Raw genomic sequence first — 22,891 nt, 5'->3', positions numbered from 1 at the left:
AAACCTAACTATGTACGGAAGTATAAAAGAGCATCTTCAAACCGAATTAGAAAACATTAAAGATGCTGGTCTCTACAAAGAAGAGCGTATTATTACCTCTGCCCAAGGTGCAGAGATAACATTGAGCACTGGACAGAAAGTACTTAATTTTTGTGCGAACAACTATTTGGGCTTATCATCTCACCCAGATGTTATTCAAGCTGCAAAGGATACTATGGACACTCACGGTTTTGGAATGTCTTCTGTACGATTCATTTGCGGAACTCAAGATATTCATAAAACCCTCGAACAAAAGATTGCAGAATTTTATGGTACTGAAGATACCATACTCTATGCTGCTGCCTTTGATGCCAATGGTGGTGTGTTTGAGCCATTACTTGGCAAGGAAGATGCTATTATATCCGATTCATTAAACCACGCCTCAATTATAGATGGTGTTCGTTTGTGCAAAGCTGCCAGATATCGTTACAAGAATAATGATATGGTAGATTTAGAACAACAACTTATAGAAGCTAATAACAATGGTGCACGTTTTAAGATTATTGTTACTGACGGTGTGTTTTCTATGGACGGTCTCGTCGCTCCTCTAGATAAGATTTGTGATCTAGCTGATAAATATGATGCTATGGTAATGATTGACGAATGTCATGCCACTGGTTTTATTGGTGAAACAGGTAGAGGAACATTGGAAGAAAAAGGTGTTTTGGACCGCATAGACATTATCACCGGAACACTCGGAAAAGCTCTTGGAGGTGCAATGGGTGGTTATACTACTGGTAAAAAGGAAATTATAGATATGTTGAGGCAACGTTCCAGACCTTATTTGTTTTCAAACTCTTTGGCTCCGTCAATTGTAGGTGCTTCTATTAAGGTTTTTGACATGTTGGTTAATGATACAACCCTAAGAGATAAGTTGGAGTGGAATGCCAATTATTTTAAAACCAATATGATAAAAGCAGGATTTGATGTAATTGATGGTGATTCTGCAATAGTCCCTGTAATGCTATATGATGCTAAATTATCACAGATAATGGCTAACAAACTTTTGGAGGAAGGTATTTATGTCATAGGGTTTTTCTTTCCTGTGGTCCCAAGGGAAAAAGCAAGAATAAGAGTACAACTTTCAGCAGCTCATGAGAAAGAACATCTCGATAAAGCTATAGAAGCTTTTGTTAAAGTTGGGAAAGAATTAGAAGTTATATAACCTATACAATACCTCATATATAGTAGGTTGTTTCAATATTTTTATATATTTGTCTTTGTTAATAACATTTAACAACTTACATTTGCTCACAATTAACACTTAAAAATTAAATTATTAGAATATGAAAAATCTTAGCAGATTATTTTTAGCTATGCTACTTCTACTAAGCTTTAGTAACGCTTATGCACAAGATGAAGACAACCCTTGGGCTGTTAGAATTGGTGTAAATGCAGTAGACTTATATCCTGTAGGTGAAGATTTACCTCAAGGTGATTGGTTTGACGAATTTTTTAATGTAAACGATCATTGGAATATTTTACCTTCTGTTTCTTCTGTTTCTGTTTCTAGATACATAAACGAAGGGTTCACATTTAAAGCAGCTGGAACAATAAACCGAATTGATAAATTTGGTGATGTTGTAAATCCTGTTACTGGAGAAGAGTCAATTAACGTGGTTGATGATTTATCATATTATGCTTTAGATGGTACTATCAGCTATAGTTTTCAAAACTTAATCAAGTCAAACTCTATCGATCCTTACTTAGGCGTTGGTGGTGGTTACACTTGGGTTGACGACATTGGTGCTGGTACACTAAACGGAACTATTGGTTTAAACTACTGGTTCTCTGATAATTTTGGTGTTACTGCTCAAAGTGCATATAAGCATGCTTTCGAAGATTACTTACCAAAGCACTGGCAGCACACTGTAGCTCTTGCTATTAAATTCGGTGGAAAAGACACTGATGGTGATGGTATCTATGACAAAAACGATGCTTGTCCAGATGTTGCTGGTCTTGAAGCATTCCAAGGTTGTCCTGATACTGATAGTGATGGTATCGAAGATTCTAAAGATGACTGTCCAAACGAAGCTGGTTTAGCTGAGTTCAACGGATGTCCTGATACTGACGGTGACGGTGTTAAAGATGGTGACGATAACTGTCCTACTGTACCTGGCTTAGCTTCTTTAGCTGGTTGTCCAGATGCTGACGGTGACGGTGTTGCTGATGGTGACGATAACTGTCCTAACGAAGCAGGTCCTGCTGCTAACAACGGTTGCCCTTGGCCAGATACTGACGGTGACGGTGTATTAGACAAAGACGATCAGTGTCCTAACGAAAAAGGTACTGTTGCTAACAACGGTTGTCCAGAAATCAACCCAACTGCTGAAGTAATGGCTACATTGAATAGCTACGCTAGAACGATCTTATTCGATACTGGTAGAGCTTCATTCAAGAAAGAAACTGATAAAGTTTTACAAGCGATGGTTGCTATCTTCAAGGAGTATCCAAAAGCTAGCTTCGATATCGAAGGTCATACTGATAGTGTAGGTTCTGCAAAATCTAACCAGTTATTGTCTGAAAGAAGAGCTAACGCTGTTAGAGATTACTTAATCGCTAACGGAATTAACGCTGACAGACTTACTGCTACTGGTTACGGTGAAGACAAGCCAATCGATGACAACAAAACTAGATCTGGTAGAGCTAACAACAGACGTGTAGAAGTAAAACTTAAATAAGAAGATACTTCACTTAATATAAAAAAAACGCTCCGAGTTTCGGAGCGTTTTTTATTTTTATAGTCTTATGACCAGTTTCCTTTCTGATGTTATTAAAGACTTAAAAGAAAAGCATCAAGATCTTTCTAAGTTAACCATTATTCTTCCTAGTAAAAGAGCTGGTGATTTTTTTAGAAAAGAGTTGATGTCAATGATTGACGAAACACTTTTTTCGCCATTCATATACTCTATTGAAGAGTTTGTAACTCAGTTATCAAAGCTGCAACCGATAACCAATCTGGAACTTCTATTTGAATTCTATGAGGTTTACAAGGCTATTACTCCCCAAGATGAAATAGAACCACTAGATCAAGTATCTGGCTGGGCACAGTTGCTATTAAATGACTTTAATGAAGTTGATCGCTTTCTGGTAGAGCCAGATAGTATATTTAATTACCTAAGCGCCATTAAAGAACTCAATCACTGGTCCATGGAAGATAACCAGACCGATTCTGTAAAGCGTTACATGGCTTTCTGGAAACGTTTGGCTCTATATTATACACAACTACAAAGCAATCTTAAAAACCAACAAAAAGGGTATCAGGGATTAATCTACAGGGAAGCCGTTAATCATTTAGATGATTTTATTGCAAAGCATAATAATGAGCATATCGTATTTATTGGTTTTAATGCACTAAATAAAGCTGAGGAAACCATATTTGAAACCCTGCTAAATGAAAATATTGCCTCAGTATATTGGGATATCGATGAAACATTTCTAAATAATCCTTTACACGATGCTGGATTGTTCACTAGACAATATAAAGACGCCTGGAACTATTATGAAAGGTTTCCTTTTCATTGGGCGTCTTCAAACTATTCAAAACCTAAAAACATAAATGTTGTCGGAGCACCCAAGCAAATTGGTCAAGTAAAATACCTTAGCAATCTGCTTTCGCAACTTTCGCAGAACAACACCTTAAAAAATACTGCTGTTGTCCTTGGCGATGAAACTTTATTGTTACCAATACTCAACGCCATCCCAGAAGACATCAGACAACTCAATATTACAATGGGGCTGCCAATCAGTAAAATTCCATTGTCCGATCTGTTTGAGCTATTATTCAAAATACATAAAGCTTCAAAAGAGCAGTATTACTACAAAGATGTCATTAACCTGTTTTCTAACCCTTTCATAAGGTTATTAATAAATACAGATAAAGCATTAAATAACATTCAGGATAACAACATAGCCTATCTCTCCTATTCAAAATTAGAACAGCTATTCCCAGAAGACGACTCATCAGTTTTGAACTTACTTCTAAGTAGTTGGAATAATAACCCAAGACAAGCAATTGATAATTGTATTGAACTTATTTGGTTATTGAAGCAGTCTTTAGATTCTGAAAAAGAGAAAAACAATATTGAGTTGGAGTATCTCTTTAGGTTTTACAAGCTTTTCAACGAATTGAAACGCCTATCCGAAGCTAACGAATATCTGGAAAGTATTAAGTCGTTGCAATCACTGTATCGCGAATTGATTCAATCTGAAAGTTTAGACTTTAAAGGCAACCCTTTTGATGGATTACAAATCATGGGAATGTTAGAAACCCGTGTTTTAGACTTCGAAACAGTTATTATTACTTCGGTAAATGAAGGTATTCTACCGTCTGGGAAATCCGGAAATTCATTTATCCCGTTCGATGTAAAACTGCAAAACTTTCTACCCACTTATAAGGAAAAAGATGCCATTTACACCTATCATTTTTATAGATTGTTACAGCGTGCAAAAAATGTCTTTATCATCTACAATACAGAAGCCGATGTCCTCAATGGTGGTGAAAAAAGTAGGTTTATAAGACAGTTAGATATCGAATCTATTCATCAAATTAACCAGAGTATTGCAGCGCCTATACTAAAATCAAGTGCAGATACTTTAAAAGTTATTGAAAAATCGCCTGAGATTGTTGAAGATTTAAAAGCTCTGGCGCAGAAAGGATTTTCGCCTTCAGCCTTGACCAACTATGTAAGAAATCCTATCGATTTTTATCATGAAAAGTTATTAGGAATTAAACGCTACGAAGAAGTTGAAGAAACCTTAGCCAGCAATACGCTTGGTAACATTATTCACAAAACGCTTGAAGACCTATACCTACCAATAAAAGGCAAGACACTCGAGGTTGAAGCCTTAAAGGCAATGTATCCCAAAATAGATAGTTTGGTAGTAAAGCATTTTAAGGTTGAATACAAGCAAGGCGATTTCACCAAAGGAAAGAATTTGATCATTTTTGAAATCGCTAAGCGCTATGTGGAAAATTTCATTTCCAAAGAAATTGAATTCATTAAAGCAGGAAATACTATAGAGATACTAGGCTTAGAAGAATCTGTTGAAACATTGATCAACATTCCAAATTTGAATTTTCCTGTAAAACTCAAAGGAATTGTAGACAGGATTGATCGTTGCAACGGTGTCATAAGAGTTATTGATTATAAAACTGGTAAAGTTGAGCAAAGCAAAGTTGAAGTTATCGATTGGGATGCCCTTACTACTGACTACACCAAATACAGTAAGTCTTTTCAGGTGTTGACTTATGCGCTCATGCTCTCCAACGAAGATAAAATCTCATTACCAGTGGAAGGAGGAATCATCTCTTTCAAAAACCTGAAGAGTGGTTTACTAAAATTTGCCAAAAAAGACAAGCCAGGGGCCTATGCCAATAAGGACACCGCTATTTCTCAGGACACCTTAGATAACTTTCAGAAAGAGCTACAAGCCCTTATTTTAGAAATCTTCGATCCAAAAATTCCGTTTAAAGAAAAAGAGCTATGATCGTATCCAAGAACAATATTTTAGAAAGAACCAATGACAAACCTATCCTCTGGGATGTGTTTTATGAGCAGCACGATACACCATTGCCACTAGTTATTTTCTGTCACGGCTACAAAGGCTTTAAAGATTGGGGCGCTTGGGATTTAGTCGCCAAAGCGTTTGCTAAAGCAGGATTTTGTTTTGTGAAATTCAACTTTTCGCATAATGGTGGCACCATGGAGCAACCCATAGATTTTCCAGATCTGGAGGCGTTTGGTCAAAACAACTATTCTAAAGAACTAGAAGATTTGGATGACATGATTAATATGTTACTCTCAAACGAAACTATACTAGAGGTTATTGATGCAAAAACGATTGCTTTAATTGGTCATTCTCGTGGTGGCGGAATTGTAACTATAAAAGCTTCTGAAGATACCAGAATAACACACCTCATCTCTTGGGCTGGCGTTAGCAATTTTGAAAGACGCACTGCAACCATTGGTGATTTAGATGAGTGGAAACAAGATGGTGTAAAGTACATCCTTAATGGTAGAACAAAACAGCAAATGCCGCATTACTATCAATTCTACGAAGATTTTGTGAAGAACAAAGACCGATTGCATATTGAATATGCTTGTAAAAGAATTGAAATTCCCCACCTCATCGCTCATGGTATAGAAGATCCTTCAGTAAAGTATTTTGAAGCAGAAGAACTACATTCCTGGAATCTCAAGAGTACATTATTACCAATCAAAAACTGTGACCATGTGTTTAATACGAAGCATCCTTGGGATGGTACTGAGCTTTCAGAAGAGTTAAGGTTTTTGGTGTCAAAGACAGTTGGGTTTTTTCAATAAAAAAAGCCTTAATTAATATTAAGACCTTCTGTGGAGAAGGTTCCGATCGCTCAGGAGAAAAAAATCCACACGTAGGTGTGGATTCTCTGCTTGATGTGGAGAAGAGCGGACTCGAACCGCCGACCTCTTGACTGCCAGTCAAGCGCTCTAGCCAGCTGAGCTACATCCCCAAATTAATATCTTCAGTTGACAAAGCTAAGCAAATCATTCATTAAATAATAATAGTATATTTATTGTTTGTTTTGTTAGACTCACTCTTTTCATGAAACAGAATCTATATCTAATCTTTTTACTATTCATAGGTTTTGGCTTTGCCAACGCACAGACCAATACCTTAAACCTAAATGATTCAAACAAAAGGAGTCTTTGGCAAGACTTTACTTATGATATGGGTAACGTTTTTCAAGGTGTTGGCTATGCATATTCAAGACCATTATATTGGGAAGGTGATGATGGTCTAAGGTTTGGTGCTACAATAGCATTGACCTCTACACTTTACATTTTTGATGACAATATAAGACGCGAATTTCAGCACCATAAAGACAAAGTACCTAACATTTTTTTAGAGTACGGAAGACGTTCGGGTAGTCCGCAAGTTAATTATGGTTTTACTGGCGCTGTCTATTTAACAGGCTTGTTTACAAGAAACGAGAAACTCAGACGCACTGGTACTCTACTGATTTCATCAGCGACCGCAACAGGGTTTCTTCAACAACTTGCTAAATCTGCAACTGGACGAGCCAGACCAGGAGAAAATTTTGGTAAAAATCACTTTAGGCCCTTTGGTGGTAGTTCTGCTTATAGATCGTTTCCGTCTGGTCATTCGGTCTTAACCTTTACAAATGCACACGCCATCGCAAAACAGTTCGATAGCTGGTGGGTAAAGGCACCTATATATACTGTTGGTCTTATTCCTGGCTTGAGTAGAATCTATGAAGATGCCCATTGGGCAAGTGATGTTTTCTTAAGTTGGGTAATGAGCTACTTCATAGTAGAAGCCATAGACGTTTACCTAGACAAAAAGTATGACGAGAAATATAACCCTAAAGACTCCCAAAAGAAAGGCACTCTAAACCTCACGTTTACTGGAAATACGGTCGGATTTTTATATAGTTTTTAAATCTATATATAATCTCTTTATTATGAAAAAAACAAAAATATTTTATTTAGTTAGGATTCCTTACTATATTTGTAACGCAATAATGCAAATAATTAAATCAAATTAAAATGAGTAAATCAATTTTTTATCACGCTGGATGTCCAGTTTGTGTAAGTGCAGAACACGATATTATCGATCTTGTTGGAACCAATAATATAGAAGTTGTTCACATAGGTGAAGATAAAAGTCGTATCGATGAAGCTGAAAGCGCAGGTGTTAATTCTGTCCCAGCACTAGTAACTCCCAATGGCAATGTGTTGCACATCAACTTTGGTGCTTCTATAGCTGATGTGAGAGGGTAATTTTTTTAAACAAAATAGTTAGGATTCCTTTCTAGTTTAAGAAAGGAATCTTCAAACAAAACAAATTAAAATGAAAATAGTATTTATAAACTTAGTATTCTTTTCAATGTCCTCGTTACTGTGGGCACAAGGACATAATGAAAACTCAGCATTTGCAACATCAGCAAACTTACAAATAGAAAGTACCTCTGTAGTATATTCCGAAGAATTAGAACAGTTGGTATTCACTATAACCGTAAAAGGTGATGCTGGCAAAAGTGTTCCAAATCTTTTTGGTCAGATGAACGGCGCTCCTGTTCTTGGTTATGTATTTCCAACAACATTATCACCCACAGATGTTGGTTTTGGTGAAACAGATGGAATCGTTGCCATGGCATTAACTTCGCATCCCGATTTTGATGACACTCCGCTTTGGGATGAAAACATGGACCGAAACTACCTAAATGATGGAGTCATTTGGCATCCGCACTGGGTAGTCCTTACACAAAATAGCGCCGTTCCTGGTGGACTTGCCGTAAAGCAATTCGACTCAAATGATGATTCAGTGGTGCTACCTCCTACAAATCCAGGAATGCCAATGTATATGGATTCTCCAGGGTATTCTGTAATAACAAAAGGAAATAAGATAAGAGTGATTATTCCTGCATATAGAATGAATAATAAAACGGATTTCAATTTTGATGCGGTAACAGCTTACATGGAGGTAAATACAAGCAACAAAAGATATCCTTTATTAGGAGTTTACAACGTGTATAGTGTTGCTTCAGGAAATCTATCATTACCATACTCAGTTGATAAAAAATAAACCATTATGAAAGTAGCAGTTTGGGACACCTATGTCCAAAGAATAGATGGCAAAACAATGCATTTTGATATCCTGGTTCCAGATAATATAACCGATGAAAAAACAATCTTTGGTTTTGGAGAATCTTATCTCAATGAAAAGCCGATCGAAACAAAAGGTATTACTATAAACCAATGTACATTTTGCCATATTGAAAAGGCTTCAGAAGAGATTGAAAACTCAATAAAGAGACATGGGTTTCATATCATAGAAATGGAGCATTGCAACTAAACGTTAGTTTATAATCCATATTAATTAGGATTACTAACTTTGTTAAGTTGAAACACGATAACTAGAATATGGATTTGAATTCAAAAATAATAGTAGGGCTTGGAAGAATCTCAGAAGTTTTCAAAGTACTCTTATGGGAACAAGCAAAACGATTTAAACTAAGCCCTATACAAATTCAAATCCTAAATTTTGTAGCACATCACACAGACAACCTCAACAATGTTAGCCATTTGGCTAAAGAGTTCAATGTCACCAAACCTACCATAAGTGATGCCATACGCGTATTGGTGAACAAAGACTTATTGATTAAAGATTTTTCTTCTGAAGATAACAGGCGTTATTCTCTTCTCCTGTCTGCTAAAGGCAAAGAGGTTGTAGGACAAACAGAAAACTTTGCAGAGCCAATACTTCAACAATTAAGCAAGATCGACAAAAGTGATTTAGAATCTTTGTACACTACTCTATCTGAATTGATTTATAAGCTAAACAGTTCAGGGATTTTAACGGTTCAAAGAACTTGCTTTGGGTGTAGATTCTATGACAATCACAAAGACAGTCACTACTGCAACTTACTAGAAAGCACATTATTGAACTCAGACATAAGACTAGATTGCCCAGAGTTTGAAGAGAAGTAATCTCCCTTCACCAACATGTCTAAAAGAATTATTCCGCACCTTTAAGCACTAAAAGCGGTAAACGGCTTTCGAACTCTACTTTCTTAATGGTGTTTTGCTCCCAAAGTTTCTTAAAGAATCCTCTCTTACGTCTAAATACACAAATAAGGTCTGGGTTTCTCTCGTTGAGATGTTCTAACACACCTTGGAACAACGTTGCATTTTCAGAGCTGTTGTAAGATGATGTTATGGCTGCTAAATCACTAAAAAACTCAAGGTCTTCTTGTAAAAACCCTGTAGTCTTTACTTGTAGTAAATGCATTTTTGCTTTGAATTTATCAATAATTTCCTCTAGAGGCTTGATAGATTCTTTATTTTTTATAACACCAGACTTGATTGCCGTTAAGATTCTTTCGATTGATTTAAAGGCATATCCTTCTGGCACAACCAAAACAGGAATTTCTGTTTGCTTAATAATACTTCCAGAAGTTCTACCCAAGAATAATTCTTCTCTATGATCATTTGGTCGAGGTCCTACTACAACCAAATCGATACCGAGTTCATCATTAACACTTTGTATCGCATCAACAACAATACCTTTTGCTGCGATAACTTTTACATCTACATCTTTAGTGTCTACTTGTTCAATAACTTCTTTTAGGCTTTGTGTATTGGTGCGTTCTATAACTTCTTCTACATTTCCTATATGACCTGCTTTGTTAACAACATTAAACGCTTTGAGCACAAAAACATTGGCTTCAATTGTACTTGCAAAATCGATTGCATATTGCAATGTACTTTTTCCATTTTCTGAGGCTCCGATTGGGACTAATATATTTCTCATCTATAAAAGATTTATCTACTAACTTTATTAAATATTTCGCAAAGGTAATTATTAAATATGATTAGAAAAGCTACAACCAAAGATATTGACGCTATTACACTCATTACCAAGGCTTGTGCCAAGCATATGCAAGACCAAGGCATCTTCCAATGGAACGAAGTATATCCCAACAGAGAAGCTTTTGAAACTGATGTAGAACGCGATGAGCTTTATGTCATACTTCAAAACGAACAAATTGCAGGCTGCATCGTGATATCTACTTTTATGGATGAAATATACAAACCTGTACAGTGGCTTACTGACAATGAAAACAACATCTATATACATCGTTTAGCCATTCTTCCAGAGACTCAAGGGAAAGGATATGCAAGACAGCTTATGGATTTTGCTGAACAATATGCTATAGATAATAACTATACCTCCATAAGATTAGACACGTTTTCACAGAACCCTAGAAACCAAAAATTTTACGAACTTCGTGGCTACAAAAGGCTTGAAGACATTTACTTTCCGAAGCAAAGTCAACATCCTTTTTACTGTTATGAACTAGTTCTGTGACCAACTCAATTTCATTTAAACATATCAACAAACTTGCAATTCCAGCGTTGATTTCTGGAGTTTCAGAACCTATTCTGTCTATTACAGATACCGCTATTGTTGGTAACATAGACACTAATGCCGTAGAGTCTTTGGCTGCAGTTGGTATTGTTGGCACGTTCTTGTCCATGCTTATATGGATTCTTGGGCAAACCAGAAGTGCCATCTCTTCTATTGTATCTCAATATCTTGGCGCAGATAATCTCGATGCTGTCAAAAACCTACCAGCCCAGGCGATTTTTATCATTACATCGCTAAGTATTTTAATCATTGTTGCCACATATCCGTTCGCATCTCAGATATTCAAACTATATAATGCCGATGGATTAATCTTAGACTACAGTGCTTCATACTATAAAATCAGAGTTTTTGGATTCCCATTCACACTATTTGTAATTGCAGTTTTTGGCACCTTTAGAGGACTCCAAAACACCTACTATCCCATGCTCATCGCTATTATTGGTGCTGTACTGAATATTATTCTAGACATTGTTTTGGTTTATGGTATAGAAGGGCTTGTCCCAGCGATGAATATTGAAGGTGCTGCCTACGCGAGCCTAATTGCTCAAGTAACGATGGCACTTTTTGCTGCCTATTATTTATTATCGAAAACCGATATTTCTCTAAAACTACAATTGCCTTTCAATCCAGAAATAAAGCGATTTATTGGTATGATCCTTAATCTGTTTGTAAGAACACTTGCGCTCAATGTTACCTTATACTTTGCAACTAGCCTGGCCACTAGTTATGGGAAAACGTATATTGCTGCGTATACTATCGCTATTAATCTCTGGTTCTTTGCAGCGTTTTTCATTGATGGATACTCAAGTGCCGGAAATATTTTATCTGGGAAATTATTTGGCGCAAAAGCATACGACCTTCTTTTAAAATTGAATAACCGCTTGATAAGAATCGGTGTTATTACTGGTTTTGGCTTGGCAATAGTTGGTGCTTTATTTTATAACCCTTTAGGGCTTTTATTTACAAAAGACCCTGAAGTTTTAAAGCAATTCAATAATGTATTTTGGCTGGTACTTTTAATGCAACCAATATGTTCAGTGGCCTTCATTTTTGATGGTGTCTTCAAAGGCTTAGGGAAAATGGAAACATTACGGAACGTATTACTTGGTTCCACATTTTTGGTGTTTGTCCCGATTGTCTTTTTACTAGATTACTTTGATTATAAGCTCTACGGAATTTTTATTGCAATGACATTTTGGATGATCGCCAGAGCAGTGCCTTTGTTTGTAAAATTTCGCAAACAATTTTTACCGCTTTCACAAAAGCCCTAAATTTGGGCGATAATTGCCAATACACTTAATTCATGGATATAATGTCTTTTTTTAGCGGAAATGGTTTATTTCTCTTAATGGCCATAGTCTTAATTGTAGTTTATATTGTTAATAGAAAGAAGCGTCGTTAATGAGTAAAATTCGAATTACCAAACAATTTTCGTTTGAAACTGCTCACGCCCTTTACGGCTATGATGGTAAGTGCAAGAATATTCACGGCCATAGCTATAGCTTAGACGTTACAGTCATAGGTACTCCAATTAACGATACCAATAATGTGAAGTATGGAATGGTCATAGATTTTGGTGACCTTAAAGAGATCGTTAAAGAAGAAATTGTGGATATTTTTGACCATGCTACAGTGTTCAACAAAAATACACCTCATGTAGAGCTAGCCAAAGAATTAGAAAGAAGAGGGCATAATGTCCTCCTTGTTAATTACCAACCATCTTGTGAAATGATGGTTATTGATTTTGCTGAAAAAATAAAGAAAAGACTGCCCGAGAATATTAAATTACATTCACTAAAACTCCGAGAAACAGCCACCTCTTATGCTCAGTGGTATGCTTCAGATAATGAATAAGGATTCAAACATAATTATTCCTGAAGGGAAAAAAATCTACTTCGCTTCCGATAATCATTTGGGCGCGCCAACTCGTGAAGCATCACTACCACGAGAAAAAAAGTTTGTAGCTTGGCTAGATGAGATTAAGCACGATGCTGCTGTAATCTTTCTTCTAGGGGATTTGTTTGATTTTTGGTTTGAATACAAGCGCGTGGTTCCAAAAGGGTTTACAAGAACCTTAGGCAAGCTTGCTGAAATTAGTGATTCTGGGATTCCTATTTATTACTTTGTTGGTAACCATGATCTCTGGATGAATGGTTATTTTGAAGAAGAACTTGGCATTCCTGTATACCATAAGCCAAAAGAATTCACTTTCAACAACACCTCTTTTTTTATTGGTCATGGCGATGGTTTAGGCCCAGGTGACAAGGGTTACAAACGCATGAAAAAAGTGTTTACCAACCCTATATGCCAATGGTTGTTTAGACGTGTTCTTCATCCCGACTTTGGAATGCGTGTTGGACATTATATGTCTGTAAAGAATAAACTAATTTCTGGTGATGAAGATGCTAAGTTTCTTGGGGAAGACAATGAATGGTTGGTACAATATTGTAAACGAAAATTAGCTGAGCAACATCGCGACTACTTTGTCTTTGGCCATAGACATTTACCCTTGAATATCGACCTTGGGAACAATGCCAAGTACATCAATCTTGGCGATTGGATTCATTACTTCACTTATGGTGTTTTTGATGGTGATACTCTAGAATTAAAAGTGTATAAATAGTTGCCAAATGACCTATTCAGAATTTAGAACAAAACAGCAATCCTTTAAGTCTTCCGAAGGAACAATAAAATACATTGATGAGGGTGAAGGTTCTGTCGTTGTGCTTTTGCATGGTATTCCTACTTCTGGTTGGTTATACCGAAAGATGATTGGTGCTATATCAAAACATCACCGTGTAATAGCTCCTGACATGCTCGGTTTTGGGTCTAGTGATTCTCCTAAAGGTTATGACATCTATAAGCCTGAAGCTCATGCCGAACGGTTATTGGCATTAATGGATTCGTTACAAATTGATACTTGGAGTCATGTGTTTCATGATGCTGGTGGGTTATGGACTTGGGAGCTTCTAAAGATGCAACCTCAACGTATTGATCGGCTCATTATTCTCAATACTATTGTTTACGAAGCTGGGTTTAAGCCGCCTATTCGTTTTGAGAGAGGTTGGTTAGCGCGCTTCATTATGTCGCTGTATAGTAATGGTGTTACCACGAATATGATGCTGAAAGGATTGTTCAAATCTGGTTTAATGGAAAACAACCTCACTAAAGAAGATCTCGAAGGCTATAAAACGCCTCTCAAAGAAGGAAAAACCAAAGCCATGTATCAGTTTTTTTCTGAAACTTGCAATGATCTTCCAGACTATTCGGATGTGATTACATCTTTATCAATGCCCAAACTTTTGATATGGGGAAAACATGATGAATTTTTGGTACTAGATAAGATGAAAGATAGTGTAATTACTGACTTGAAACTTTCAGAGGATAATGTACATCTTTTGGAAGCAAAGCATTTCATTCAAGAAGAAGAACCAGAACAGATTAGCAGCTTAATATTAAGCTTTACTAATTCCTAAGAACCTTCTTTTTCGTGTTGCTCGATATCTTCAGTTAAGTCGAGATTTCTCAGGATTGGGTTTTTAATGCCCATGGTAATCACTGTTAAGAGCGTCATGCTACCTCCAAAAACCACAGCAGCAACTGGTCCAATTAACTTTGCTGCGAGCCCACTTTCAACGGCACCCAATTCGTTTGAAGACCCTAAAAACATAGAATTTACTGAAGATACACGACCTCGCATATCGTCGGGTGTTTTTAATTGTAAAATGGTTTGTCTTATGATCATGGAAACTCCATCTGCAGCACCACTTATAAATAAAGCAACTACACTTACCCAAAATATAGACGATAGTCCAAATGCGATAATACTTAATCCAAATATAAAGACTGCTACAAGCAGTTTTATACCCGTGTTTTTATTGATCGGAATATAGGTCGTTGCAAACATTGTTAGGATACTTCCCAATGAAATTGATGCATTCATAATGCCTAAGCCTTCACTACCTACTTTGAGAATATCTTGAGCAAAAATCGTTAAAATAGCTACTGTACCTCCAAATAACACAGCTATCATGTCCAGAGTTAAAGCACCCAAAATGACTTTATCATTGAATACAAAGTGAAAGCCTTTTTTCAGACTTTCCTTAATAGGCTCTCCTATATTTTTATTTAAAATTGGCTTCTTCTTTATGGCAAAGGTTAATAGCAGTGATAAGATAACTAATACGAATACGGCACAAAGCGTTTTGTCAACACCAATCCAGCTAATTAAAAATCCTCCTGCAAGTGCTCCCAAGACCATTGCGGTTTTCCAGGTGCTCGTGCTCCACGTTGCAGCATTAGCATATACTCGTTTAGGCACTATCAATGCGATTAAAGAAAAAATGGTTGGCCCGAAAAAGGCTCTTAAAAAACCTCCAAAAAACACTAATGCATATATACCATAGAGTATTTTATTTACAGACCAGCCTTCTACAATTTTGTCATTAGTCAACAGAAATAGTCCAAGACTTATTAATGAAAATGCAGCAATACACTTTGCAAACAGGTTCCGTTTTTCTTTTTGGTCTACAATATGGCCAGAGATAGGTGCCATAAAAAACGCTGGAATAAATTCAAAAGCACCTATTAGTGCCAAGCTCAAAGGATCTTTGGTAAGGCTATACACTTGCCATTCGATAACAATAAACTGCATTGACCATCCAAAAACCAAAAGAAAACGAAGCAATAAGAAAATGTTGAATTCCTTTATCCTCAATGCTGCATATGGATCGTTCTTTTGCATGTTATAGTTGCGCTTTTATGTCTCGTATTTTTAATTGCAATGATGTGTTTCCATTCCAGTGATTTTCATCAATACTGTACACTGCTTTGAAAGGATTTCTATTTTGAATAATACCGTATTTATTCCCTAAGTTAAATCCTATTCCTACTATTTTATCAATCCCTTGTTGTGTAGCAGTTAGTCTTAAATGCTTATCATCTTCCCCTACACATTTACCATAACCAGTATCTTTTAAGTTGTCGGACATAAATATTGGTGTCATGTTTCCTGGTCCAAAGGGTGCAAACTGCTTAAGAATTCGATAAAATCGAGGCGTGATTTCATCTAAATCAATTTTCGAATCTACCGATATTTCGCGTGTGAGGAGCTTTTCATCTATAGTGTTTGCAACAACTTCTTCAAACTTTGCTTTAAATGCTTCGTATTGCTCTTCTTTCAGTGTTAAGCCTGCAGCATATTTATGGCCTCCAAATTGCTCAATATGTTCTGAGCAAGCTTCCAAGGCATTGTACACATCAAACCCTTTTACCGATCTGGCTGAAGCTGCTAGCTTGTCTCCACTTTTAGTAAATACTAAGGTTGGTCTGTAATACGTCTCGGTCAGTCGAGAAGCCACAATACCAATAACACCTTTATGCCAGTCTTCGCGATAAACAACAGTAGTAAAGCGTTCCTGTTCTTTCTGTGTTTCAATTTGCTGAAGAGCTTCTTCAGTAATTCGTTTGTCTTCATTACGTCTGTCTGTGTTAAATTGATTAATCTCTATGGCATATTCGGCTGCTTTATTAAAATCTGTTTCTGTAAGTAGTGTCACAGCATGGTTTCCATGTTTCATTCTTCCTGCTGCATTGATTCTTGGCGCTACAATAAAAACTACGTCTGTTATGGTAAGTTCTTCTTTATTAACTTCAGAAATTAACGCCTTTATTCCAATACGAGGATTAGTATTAATGACCTTCAATCCATAAAAAGCAAGGATTCTGTTTTCGCCAGTAATCGGAACAATATCTGCGCCTATGGCTGTAGCAACTAAATCGAGATACCCTGTGAGGTCTTCAATCTCTAAACCTTCATTTTTTGCTAATGCCTGAACTAGCTTAAACCCAACACCACAACCACAAAGTTCTTTGAATGGATAGTTGCAATCTTCTCTTTTGGGATTCAGAATAGCTAAGGCATTTGGCAACTCTGGCCCTGGTTTATGGTGATCGCAGATAATGAAATCTATCCCTTTTTCTTTGGCATATTTTACCTTATCAATAGCTTTAATGCCACAGTCTAAAGCTACAATAAGTGAGAAATCATTATCGCTTGCAAAGTCAATGCCTTTAAACGAAATGCCATACCCTTCTTCATAGCGATCTGGAATATATGTAGCGACTTGGGGTGTCCGTGTTTTAAGATAGCTAGACATCAACGCAACTGATGTAGTCCCATCCACATCATAATCGCCATACACCAAAATATTCTCATTATTGGCTATTGCCAGCTCTATCCGTTCAACTGCCAAGTCCATATCTTTCATTGTATATGGATCATGCAGATCAGTTAAGCTGGGTCTAAAAAAGTGTTTGGCTTCATCATAGGTATATATGCCTCGTTGGGCTAACAGTTTAGCTACAACAGGTTCAACATTCAAATCCTTGCTCAAGGATTCTATGCTGTGAGCTTCGGGCTTTGGTTTTAAGGTCCAACGCATGTATTCTGTAAGACTTAACTATTATGAAAATGTGTGTTCGTTTCAACTTTAGCAAATTGCCTGAACATTTCCATAACACCACAATACTTTTCTATGGATAAATCTACTGCCTTATTTATCTTTTTTTCGTCTAAATCTTTTCCGAAAAAATGATAATCTACGGTTACTGAATGGTAATATTTTGGATGCTCTTCTGTAAGTTCTCCTGTTGTTTCCATCCTAAAATCCGAAATTTTCACTTTCATTTTATCCAAAATAGACACAACATCCAATCCAGAACATCCCGCCAAGGATGCCAGCATCATAGCTTTTGGTCCTAATCCCGAATTGTGCCCTCCGTGTTCTGGAGTTGTATCCATAAGAACCGTTTTTCCGTTGGGATTATCTGCTTCAAACTGTAAATTTCCTTTCCAATGTGTAGTGACTTTATGTGACATTATTTTTAGTTTTAACTTAAGACGTTATCTTTATTCCTTCAAAAATAACTTTTAAAAAAATAATATAATGCCATTAGTTACACCTTTGTCTCCAGAGCACGATTTAGAAACCAAACAACTTGCAGAATTTTTTAATGAAACTCTAGGGTTTTGTCCAAATTCTGTACTTACCATGCAACGAAGACCAGCTATAAGTAAAGCGTTTATAAACTTAAATAAAGCTGTAATGGCTAATGAGGGACGTGTTACATCAGCATTAAAACGAATGATTGCCTGGGTAAGTAGTAACAGTACTGGTTGCCGTTATTGCCAAGCGCATGCTATTAGAGCTGCTGAACGTTATGGCGCAGAGCAAGAGCAACTCGATAATATTTGGGAATATAGAACCCATCCTGCTTTTTCTGAGGCTGAAAGAGCTGCATTAGATTTTTCTTTAGCAGCTTCGTTAGTTCCTAATGCTGTAGATGAAGACATTAAAAAACGTTTGTACAAACATTGGGATGAGGGTGAGATTGTAGAGATGCTAGGTGTTATTTCTTTATTTGGCTACTTAAACCGATGGAATGATTCTATGGGAACCTCTATTGAAGATGGCGCTGTAGAAAGTGGTGATCAATATTTAGGAAAACATGGTTGGAATAAAGGAAAGCACATATAAAACCTTATTAATCGGTCTGTTTTTAATCTCTTTAATAGGTTGTAAAAACTCACCTACCCAAGATGATGAGAGTTTTATTTTTGTTGGAAGAAACGCATATTTTGAAGACAATATTAATGGCGTAACCTTTCTGAGAGACAATGAAACTCGCAAACCCTTAAACGGTTATTATGTTGTGGGTAATGAGACTTCAAAGTGGGAAGAGTTTAACGTAAAAGAAGGTGTCCTAGAAGGCGATTATATTATTTTCCACGACAACGGCGAGATTTTTTCTCATTCTCAATACAAAAGAGGAAAGCTACACGGAGAGGAGAAGATTAATTACAAATCTGGAAAATTAAAAACCTTAAAAACCTTTACCAACGGAACTCCCTATGGTATTACCAAAACTTTTTTTGAATCTGGTCAGCTACAAATAGAATCTAAGTTAAAAGATGGTGAAATTGTAGAATCTACTGCTTACAACATTGTTGGCGAGATTATTGCTCAATCTTTTGAAAAAGATGGGAGAACCATAAGGCAATCCATTAAAAGTGGAAAGGTCTATAAAGAAGAAATTAGTTCTAATTATGATAATTTTGAAGCTGTAAAATTCTTTGATGATGAGGGTAAGATGACTATGTTTATAAGAATGTATGAAGAAGGAGAAGATCGGTTCTTTATAGAGTTGGATGAAAATGAGAACGAAATTAACCGTGTAAACCTCAAGAAGGATCCTCATCAAATTATTAAATACCGTAAATATTTTGAACAACACTAAATAAAGTTTATGTGGAAATTCCTAAAAGGTTTATTTGGTTTTAAAGATGAAAACAAAGCGAAAGAAGATGCAATGAAAAAATTCTTGATTGTTGGTTTAGGAAATATAGGATTGGAATACAAAAATACCCGTCACAATATTGGATTTCAGGTTTTAGATCATTTGGCTGAGCAAGAAGATTTAAAGTTTGAAACTCAAAAACTTGGTGACCTTACCACATACAAATTCAAAGGAAGAACATTTATCCTTTTGAAACCTAGCACCTACATGAACCTAAGCGGGAAAGCTGTAAAATACTGGTTGACTAAAGAGAAAATCCCTTTGGAAAATCTGCTTGTTATTACTGATGATCTCAATTTGCCCTATGGTACATTACGCCTAAAGACCAAAGGGAGTGATGGTGGTCATAACGGATTGAAAGATATTCAGGATAAACTCAATACTACAAAATACAATCGTTTTAGATTCGGTATTAGTGATTCGTTTAGTAAAGGAAGGCAGGTTGATTATGTCCTTGGCGAATGGTCTTCAGAAGAAAAAGAAAAACTCCCTGAAAGATTAGATAAGTCTATTGCGTTGATTAAATCTTTTGGCACAGCAGGAGTAAATAACACAATGAATACCTTTAATGGAAAATAAAAAGAGCGACTAAATAGTCACTCTTTTTTAATTACCTGTCTTAAACTATAAATCTATTCAATTATAATTCTCTTTGTTACGGAACTGTTTCCTGTATCTATTCTCACTAGGTACATTCCTGATTGAGCATTTCCAAGGTCTATAACCTCATCAAACTCTCCTGAACTTTCATATATATTATTGAATACTAATCTACCTCTTACATCAAAAACATCAATTGAAGTAGAAGCATTAGCATTGCTAAATTTAATGTTGAAAGTACCATTATTAGGATTTGGATAGATCGTGAAATCATTAGTGTTAAACTCATCAACACTCAGCGGTGTTACGGTCATAGAACATAATTCTATATACCAATCGTTAAGCGTTCCTAAATCTCCATTCCAAAAATCCACCAAGGCCAAATTCCAATCTCCAAGGCTACTTAGTCCATCAAAACCACTCATAGAATTTGCTGGTGCATAAGTTCCAACAGTTGGCGAAGCACAAGCAATAGCAGCAGCCCCATCTTCAAAAATGATGTCTAAATTATCTTCAGAATCGCAATTTCGTTGCCATAGATTGGTAAATGTATTTCCATCTGGATGTTGTAGTTGAATAATCAAATCATTAATATAAGTATGTGATACATCAACATTAACTCTTAAGCTAGAATAGACTACATCATCCGGAATATTTATCGTGCTAAATACAGCGTTTCCTGGTTGATTAGCTCCTATGCCATCTGGTATTGCAATACCCAAGTTATCTCCAGACGCATATTGATCGCATGTTACTGCTACTTCATAATCTATAGAGAAGCTCACTGGATTTACAGCATAGAATATATTACCCACGGCTTCTACCATAATTCTACAAAAAGGTGCTGGAATATCTGGAATCACTATATCTTGTGTTCCATCATTTGGTGTATTAGACACTAATACTGTATCGAAGTTCTGTCCTCCGTCTGTTGACAGTAGAATATTTACGTTGGCAGTGTTGATACCATTTGCAGTTGTCCCAGCAACATCCCAAGTTATGGTCTCTGTAGCTCCGCTGTTTAATGTTTCGTTTTCTGTGGTCTGGGATGTTACCGCAAATGGTCCCGCTGCTCCACTAACCGTAACAGTCATCGTATCAAAATCACTTTGTGGCATTTGTCCTGTGCCTCCTGCTTCTGAACGATCTCTGACAGTTAGACCAAAATCTAAGCCTCTTCCTATTGTAGACACTGTTTCCCAAGTAGAATTGTCTGCTGAAATCCCAGGGTTACTTTGAGTAAGTTGCCCATTAAGCACTCTTTGTAGAGTAGGCATATATCTATCTGTAGAAGTACTTGGTGGTCTAGATCTCCATAACGACCCAGAAGTTTTGGTTGGGCCAAAATTTCCAGAAGTGGTCGTTCCTGTATCCAATTGCTCCCAACAATAAGTCAGTTGATCACCTCCATCTGGATCCGTCGCTGAGCCTTTTAAAATAAATGCTGTACCGTTTGGTATTGTATAGTCACTTCCTGCATTAGCCACTGGTGGATCATTAGTAATAGTAGTGCCATTCCAACAATTATTAGGAGCACTGGCTACATTATTCAATATTTGAGCTATACTAAAGAAGTTAAAGTAAGGATCACTATGATTCTGCACATCGTTAGGGCCAGTAATCCCAGCATATCCCATAATAGTTGTTCCACTTCCTGGTTCTACATTAGTTCCTGTTCCTTCATTTATATGAGAGTATGTATGAGTAGCTCCCATTTGATGACCAATTTCGTGAGGTACATAATCAATATCAAAGAAATCAGACATGTATGGTCCTCCATCATTATCCGTAAACTGATGCGCCGAGAAGGCACTCCCTTTTGTTCCATTTTGACAAACGCACCCAATACAGCCAGCATTACCATTATTTGGAGCTAGCATAAAAAGGTGTCCTATATCATAATTTGCTTCTCCTACATTGATTGTTAAAGTGTTTTGCAGCTGTCCATTAGGATTATTGGTATAAGGATCCGTTCCAGCGTTAGGGTAGATAATGCTTGTTCCACTTACCAAAGAAAAATTGATTGCCATATCTACCTCAAACACCTCATTGGTTCTGTTTAGTGTAGAGACTACTTGAGCCAATGCATCTTCTTGTGCGTTTCCATTTCCTGCATCTCCATCATCCCAGAAGTTAGTATACTCTCCTGTTGTGGAAATAGCTATTCTAAATGTTCTCAGGGTTTGGTCATTGGCATCTCTATTTGTTAATCCATTTGTCTCAATTGGGACATATTCATCCTCTGTTAAACATTCAAAGTCTTTAATAGAATTTATTCTGGCATTTCGAGTATAAGTAATATACTGGTTAGAGTTCTTAGTGATCGGAGCTGTAAACACTGTTGGTTTATCCAAGTAAGACGTCATTGTTTGTACTCCCTGTGGTGTTACACTAAATCTTACTCTTTTCCCGCTTCCATCCAGACTAACTCCAAGATATGTCTTAATGTTTGGAAATTGTTCCGATAATTCTTCGGATAACACAGGGGCTTCTACAACTCTAAAATCCTCTAAAACACCTTCTGTGTTAGGGAACGATACTATTGTAGAAGATTTTCCTCTTAAGTTTTCTCTCAATGGTGCTCCATTTAGCTGTTGCTTGAAAGCACTAACATTCAATTCAAAAGTTTGATAATGTGACGTGTCTAAGTTAGCTAGCTTAGAAGATCTGTTGCTGTTTTGTTTGGTTTGCGTCCAATAACTCTTTTGCCCATATCCAAAACTTATGGACAATAAAAAAGCTAATGGCATAACAAAAAGTAGCTTTCTTTTCATTTTTTTAGTTTAAAATGGTTAATAAATTAGGGGTAATAAATAGAGTAATGTGAAGGGGGCAAAAAACTCAATCAAAAATACGTATTTTTTTGATTAGACTTATCGCTTTCCTTTTTCAATGCAATTATTCCCGTTGTTAGTTTTTTTGATACATAGTCGTAAATGGTCTAAAAAAATTTCAA

The 22,891-nt window shown here is 36.5% G+C and carries 22 protein-coding genes and 1 tRNA gene; 17 read left to right on the top strand and 6 right to left on the bottom strand.

The genetic code is table 11. From position 1 onward, the window contains the following. Nucleotides 1-10: 10 nt before the first annotated feature. The 4 genes from kbl to NCE97_RS02095 all read left to right on the top strand — a co-directional run bounded on the left by kbl (nt 11) and on the right by NCE97_RS02095 (nt 6,365). Nucleotides 11-1,204, top strand: coding sequence for a glycine C-acetyltransferase (kbl, locus tag NCE97_RS02110; RefSeq protein ID WP_353777216.1), 1,194 nt, complete (start codon nt 11-13; stop codon nt 1,202-1,204). Between the two features lie 121 nt (nt 1,205-1,325). Continuing rightward, nucleotides 1,326-2,720 carry an OmpA family protein gene (locus tag NCE97_RS02105; RefSeq protein WP_353777215.1) on the top strand — a complete coding sequence of 465 codons (1,395 nt, stop codon included), beginning with the start codon at nt 1,326-1,328 and terminating at the stop codon, nt 2,718-2,720. Between the two features lie 67 nt (nt 2,721-2,787). Continuing rightward, the gene (locus tag NCE97_RS02100; RefSeq protein ID WP_353777214.1) at nt 2,788-5,529 is read left to right on the top strand and encodes a PD-(D/E)XK nuclease family protein; all 2,742 of its coding nucleotides are present in this window, start codon (nt 2,788-2,790) and stop codon (nt 5,527-5,529) included. Then, nucleotides 5,526-6,365 (top strand): alpha/beta hydrolase family protein, encoded by an 840-nt coding sequence (locus tag NCE97_RS02095; protein ID WP_353777213.1) that lies wholly within the window; start codon nt 5,526-5,528, stop codon nt 6,363-6,365. Before NCE97_RS02100 ends, NCE97_RS02095 begins: the two co-directional genes overlap by 4 nt. A 96-nt stretch (nt 6,366-6,461) precedes the next feature. Here NCE97_RS02095 and NCE97_RS02090 read toward each other — a convergent pair. Continuing rightward, a tRNA-Ala gene (locus NCE97_RS02090) sits at nt 6,462-6,535 on the bottom strand. Between the two features lie 92 nt (nt 6,536-6,627). Here NCE97_RS02090 and NCE97_RS02085 point away from each other — a divergent pair. The 5 genes from NCE97_RS02085 (at nt 6,628) to NCE97_RS02065 (ending at nt 9,536) form a co-directional block, all read left to right on the top strand. Beyond that, on the top strand, nt 6,628-7,485 hold the full coding sequence (locus NCE97_RS02085; RefSeq protein WP_353777212.1) for a phosphatase PAP2 family protein: 858 nt from the start codon (nt 6,628-6,630) through the stop codon (nt 7,483-7,485). Between the two features lie 107 nt (nt 7,486-7,592). Continuing rightward, nucleotides 7,593-7,826: a thioredoxin family protein gene (locus NCE97_RS02080; RefSeq protein ID WP_353777211.1), complete on the top strand. Its 234-nt coding sequence runs from the start codon at nt 7,593-7,595 to the stop codon at nt 7,824-7,826. Nucleotides 7,827-7,896: 70 nt separating this feature from the next. Beyond that, the gene (locus NCE97_RS02075) at nt 7,897-8,631 is read left to right on the top strand and encodes a hypothetical protein (protein ID WP_353777210.1); all 735 of its coding nucleotides are present in this window, start codon (nt 7,897-7,899) and stop codon (nt 8,629-8,631) included. 6 nt (nt 8,632-8,637) lie between these two features. Continuing rightward, on the top strand, nt 8,638-8,901 hold the full coding sequence (locus NCE97_RS02070) for a DUF2024 family protein (protein ID WP_353777209.1): 264 nt from the start codon (nt 8,638-8,640) through the stop codon (nt 8,899-8,901). Nucleotides 8,902-8,969: 68 nt separating this feature from the next. After that, nucleotides 8,970-9,536: a MarR family winged helix-turn-helix transcriptional regulator gene (locus tag NCE97_RS02065; RefSeq protein WP_353777208.1), complete on the top strand. Its 567-nt coding sequence runs from the start codon at nt 8,970-8,972 to the stop codon at nt 9,534-9,536. 28 nt (nt 9,537-9,564) lie between these two features. Here NCE97_RS02065 and NCE97_RS02060 read toward each other — a convergent pair whose 3' ends face one another. Next, complete coding sequence (locus NCE97_RS02060) at nt 9,565-10,359, bottom strand: universal stress protein (RefSeq protein ID WP_353777207.1); 795 nt, start codon at nt 10,357-10,359, stop codon at nt 9,565-9,567. 57 nt (nt 10,360-10,416) lie between these two features. Between NCE97_RS02060 and NCE97_RS02055 the strand changes: the two genes are divergently transcribed. From NCE97_RS02055 to NCE97_RS02035, 5 genes are all read left to right on the top strand, one after another. Next, entirely contained in the window at nt 10,417-10,917 is a 501-nt protein-coding gene (locus NCE97_RS02055) for a GNAT family N-acetyltransferase (RefSeq protein ID WP_353777206.1), read from the top strand. Then, nucleotides 10,914-12,248, top strand: coding sequence for an MATE family efflux transporter (locus NCE97_RS02050; RefSeq protein WP_353777205.1), 1,335 nt, complete (start codon nt 10,914-10,916; stop codon nt 12,246-12,248). Before NCE97_RS02055 ends, NCE97_RS02050 begins: the two co-directional genes overlap by 4 nt. Before the next feature lie 130 nt (nt 12,249-12,378). Then, on the top strand, nt 12,379-12,831 hold the full coding sequence (locus NCE97_RS02045; RefSeq protein WP_353777204.1) for a 6-pyruvoyl trahydropterin synthase family protein: 453 nt from the start codon (nt 12,379-12,381) through the stop codon (nt 12,829-12,831). 10 nt (nt 12,832-12,841) lie between these two features. After that, a complete protein-coding gene (locus NCE97_RS02040) occupies nt 12,842-13,600 on the top strand; it encodes a UDP-2,3-diacylglucosamine diphosphatase (protein WP_353777479.1) in 759 nt (252 codons plus the stop codon). 7 nt (nt 13,601-13,607) lie between these two features. Then, on the top strand, nt 13,608-14,453 hold the full coding sequence (locus NCE97_RS02035; RefSeq protein ID WP_353777203.1) for an alpha/beta fold hydrolase: 846 nt from the start codon (nt 13,608-13,610) through the stop codon (nt 14,451-14,453). Here NCE97_RS02035 and NCE97_RS02030 read toward each other — a convergent pair. The 3 genes from NCE97_RS02030 to NCE97_RS02020 are packed head-to-tail and all read right to left on the bottom strand — an operon-like array spanning nt 14,450 to nt 17,857. Beyond that, on the bottom strand, nt 14,450-15,721 hold the full coding sequence (locus tag NCE97_RS02030; RefSeq protein ID WP_353777202.1) for an MFS transporter: 1,272 nt from the start codon (nt 15,719-15,721) through the stop codon (nt 14,450-14,452). The two genes, NCE97_RS02035 and NCE97_RS02030, sit on opposite strands and share 4 nt — an antisense overlap. Nucleotide 15,722: 1 nt before the next feature. Continuing rightward, nucleotides 15,723-17,420 carry a single-stranded-DNA-specific exonuclease RecJ gene (gene recJ, locus NCE97_RS02025; protein ID WP_353777201.1) on the bottom strand — a complete coding sequence of 566 codons (1,698 nt, stop codon included), beginning with the start codon at nt 17,418-17,420 and terminating at the stop codon, nt 15,723-15,725. A gap of 14 nt (nt 17,421-17,434) precedes the next feature. After that, on the bottom strand, nt 17,435-17,857 hold the full coding sequence (locus tag NCE97_RS02020) for an OsmC family protein (RefSeq protein WP_353777200.1): 423 nt from the start codon (nt 17,855-17,857) through the stop codon (nt 17,435-17,437). A gap of 67 nt (nt 17,858-17,924) precedes the next feature. On the opposite strand from NCE97_RS02020, the gene NCE97_RS02015 reads away from it, so the two are divergent. Genes NCE97_RS02015 through pth form a run of 3 tightly spaced genes read left to right on the top strand, consistent with a single transcriptional unit; the run spans nt 17,925 to nt 19,914 of the window. Beyond that, entirely contained in the window at nt 17,925-18,515 is a 591-nt protein-coding gene (locus NCE97_RS02015) for a carboxymuconolactone decarboxylase family protein (RefSeq protein ID WP_353777199.1), read from the top strand. After that, nucleotides 18,487-19,275 carry a toxin-antitoxin system YwqK family antitoxin gene (locus NCE97_RS02010; protein ID WP_353777198.1) on the top strand — a complete coding sequence of 263 codons (789 nt, stop codon included), beginning with the start codon at nt 18,487-18,489 and terminating at the stop codon, nt 19,273-19,275. Before NCE97_RS02015 ends, NCE97_RS02010 begins: the two co-directional genes overlap by 29 nt. A gap of 9 nt (nt 19,276-19,284) precedes the next feature. After that, nucleotides 19,285-19,914, top strand: a complete 630-nt coding sequence (pth, locus tag NCE97_RS02005) for an aminoacyl-tRNA hydrolase (RefSeq protein WP_353777197.1) — start codon at nt 19,285-19,287, stop codon at nt 19,912-19,914. A gap of 53 nt (nt 19,915-19,967) precedes the next feature. On the opposite strand, the gene NCE97_RS02000 is transcribed toward pth, so the two are convergent. Further along, on the bottom strand, nt 19,968-22,709 hold the full coding sequence (locus tag NCE97_RS02000; protein WP_353777196.1) for a zinc-dependent metalloprotease: 2,742 nt from the start codon (nt 22,707-22,709) through the stop codon (nt 19,968-19,970). Nucleotides 22,710-22,891 lie beyond the last annotated feature (182 nt).

It is taken from the genome of Winogradskyella sp. 3972H.M.0a.05, assembly GCF_040493455.1.
Lineage (GTDB): Bacteria > Bacteroidota > Bacteroidia > Flavobacteriales > Flavobacteriaceae > Microcosmobacter.
The sequence above is the reverse complement of the archived record's forward strand: the minus strand, read 5'-3'. Positions and strand labels throughout refer to the sequence as shown.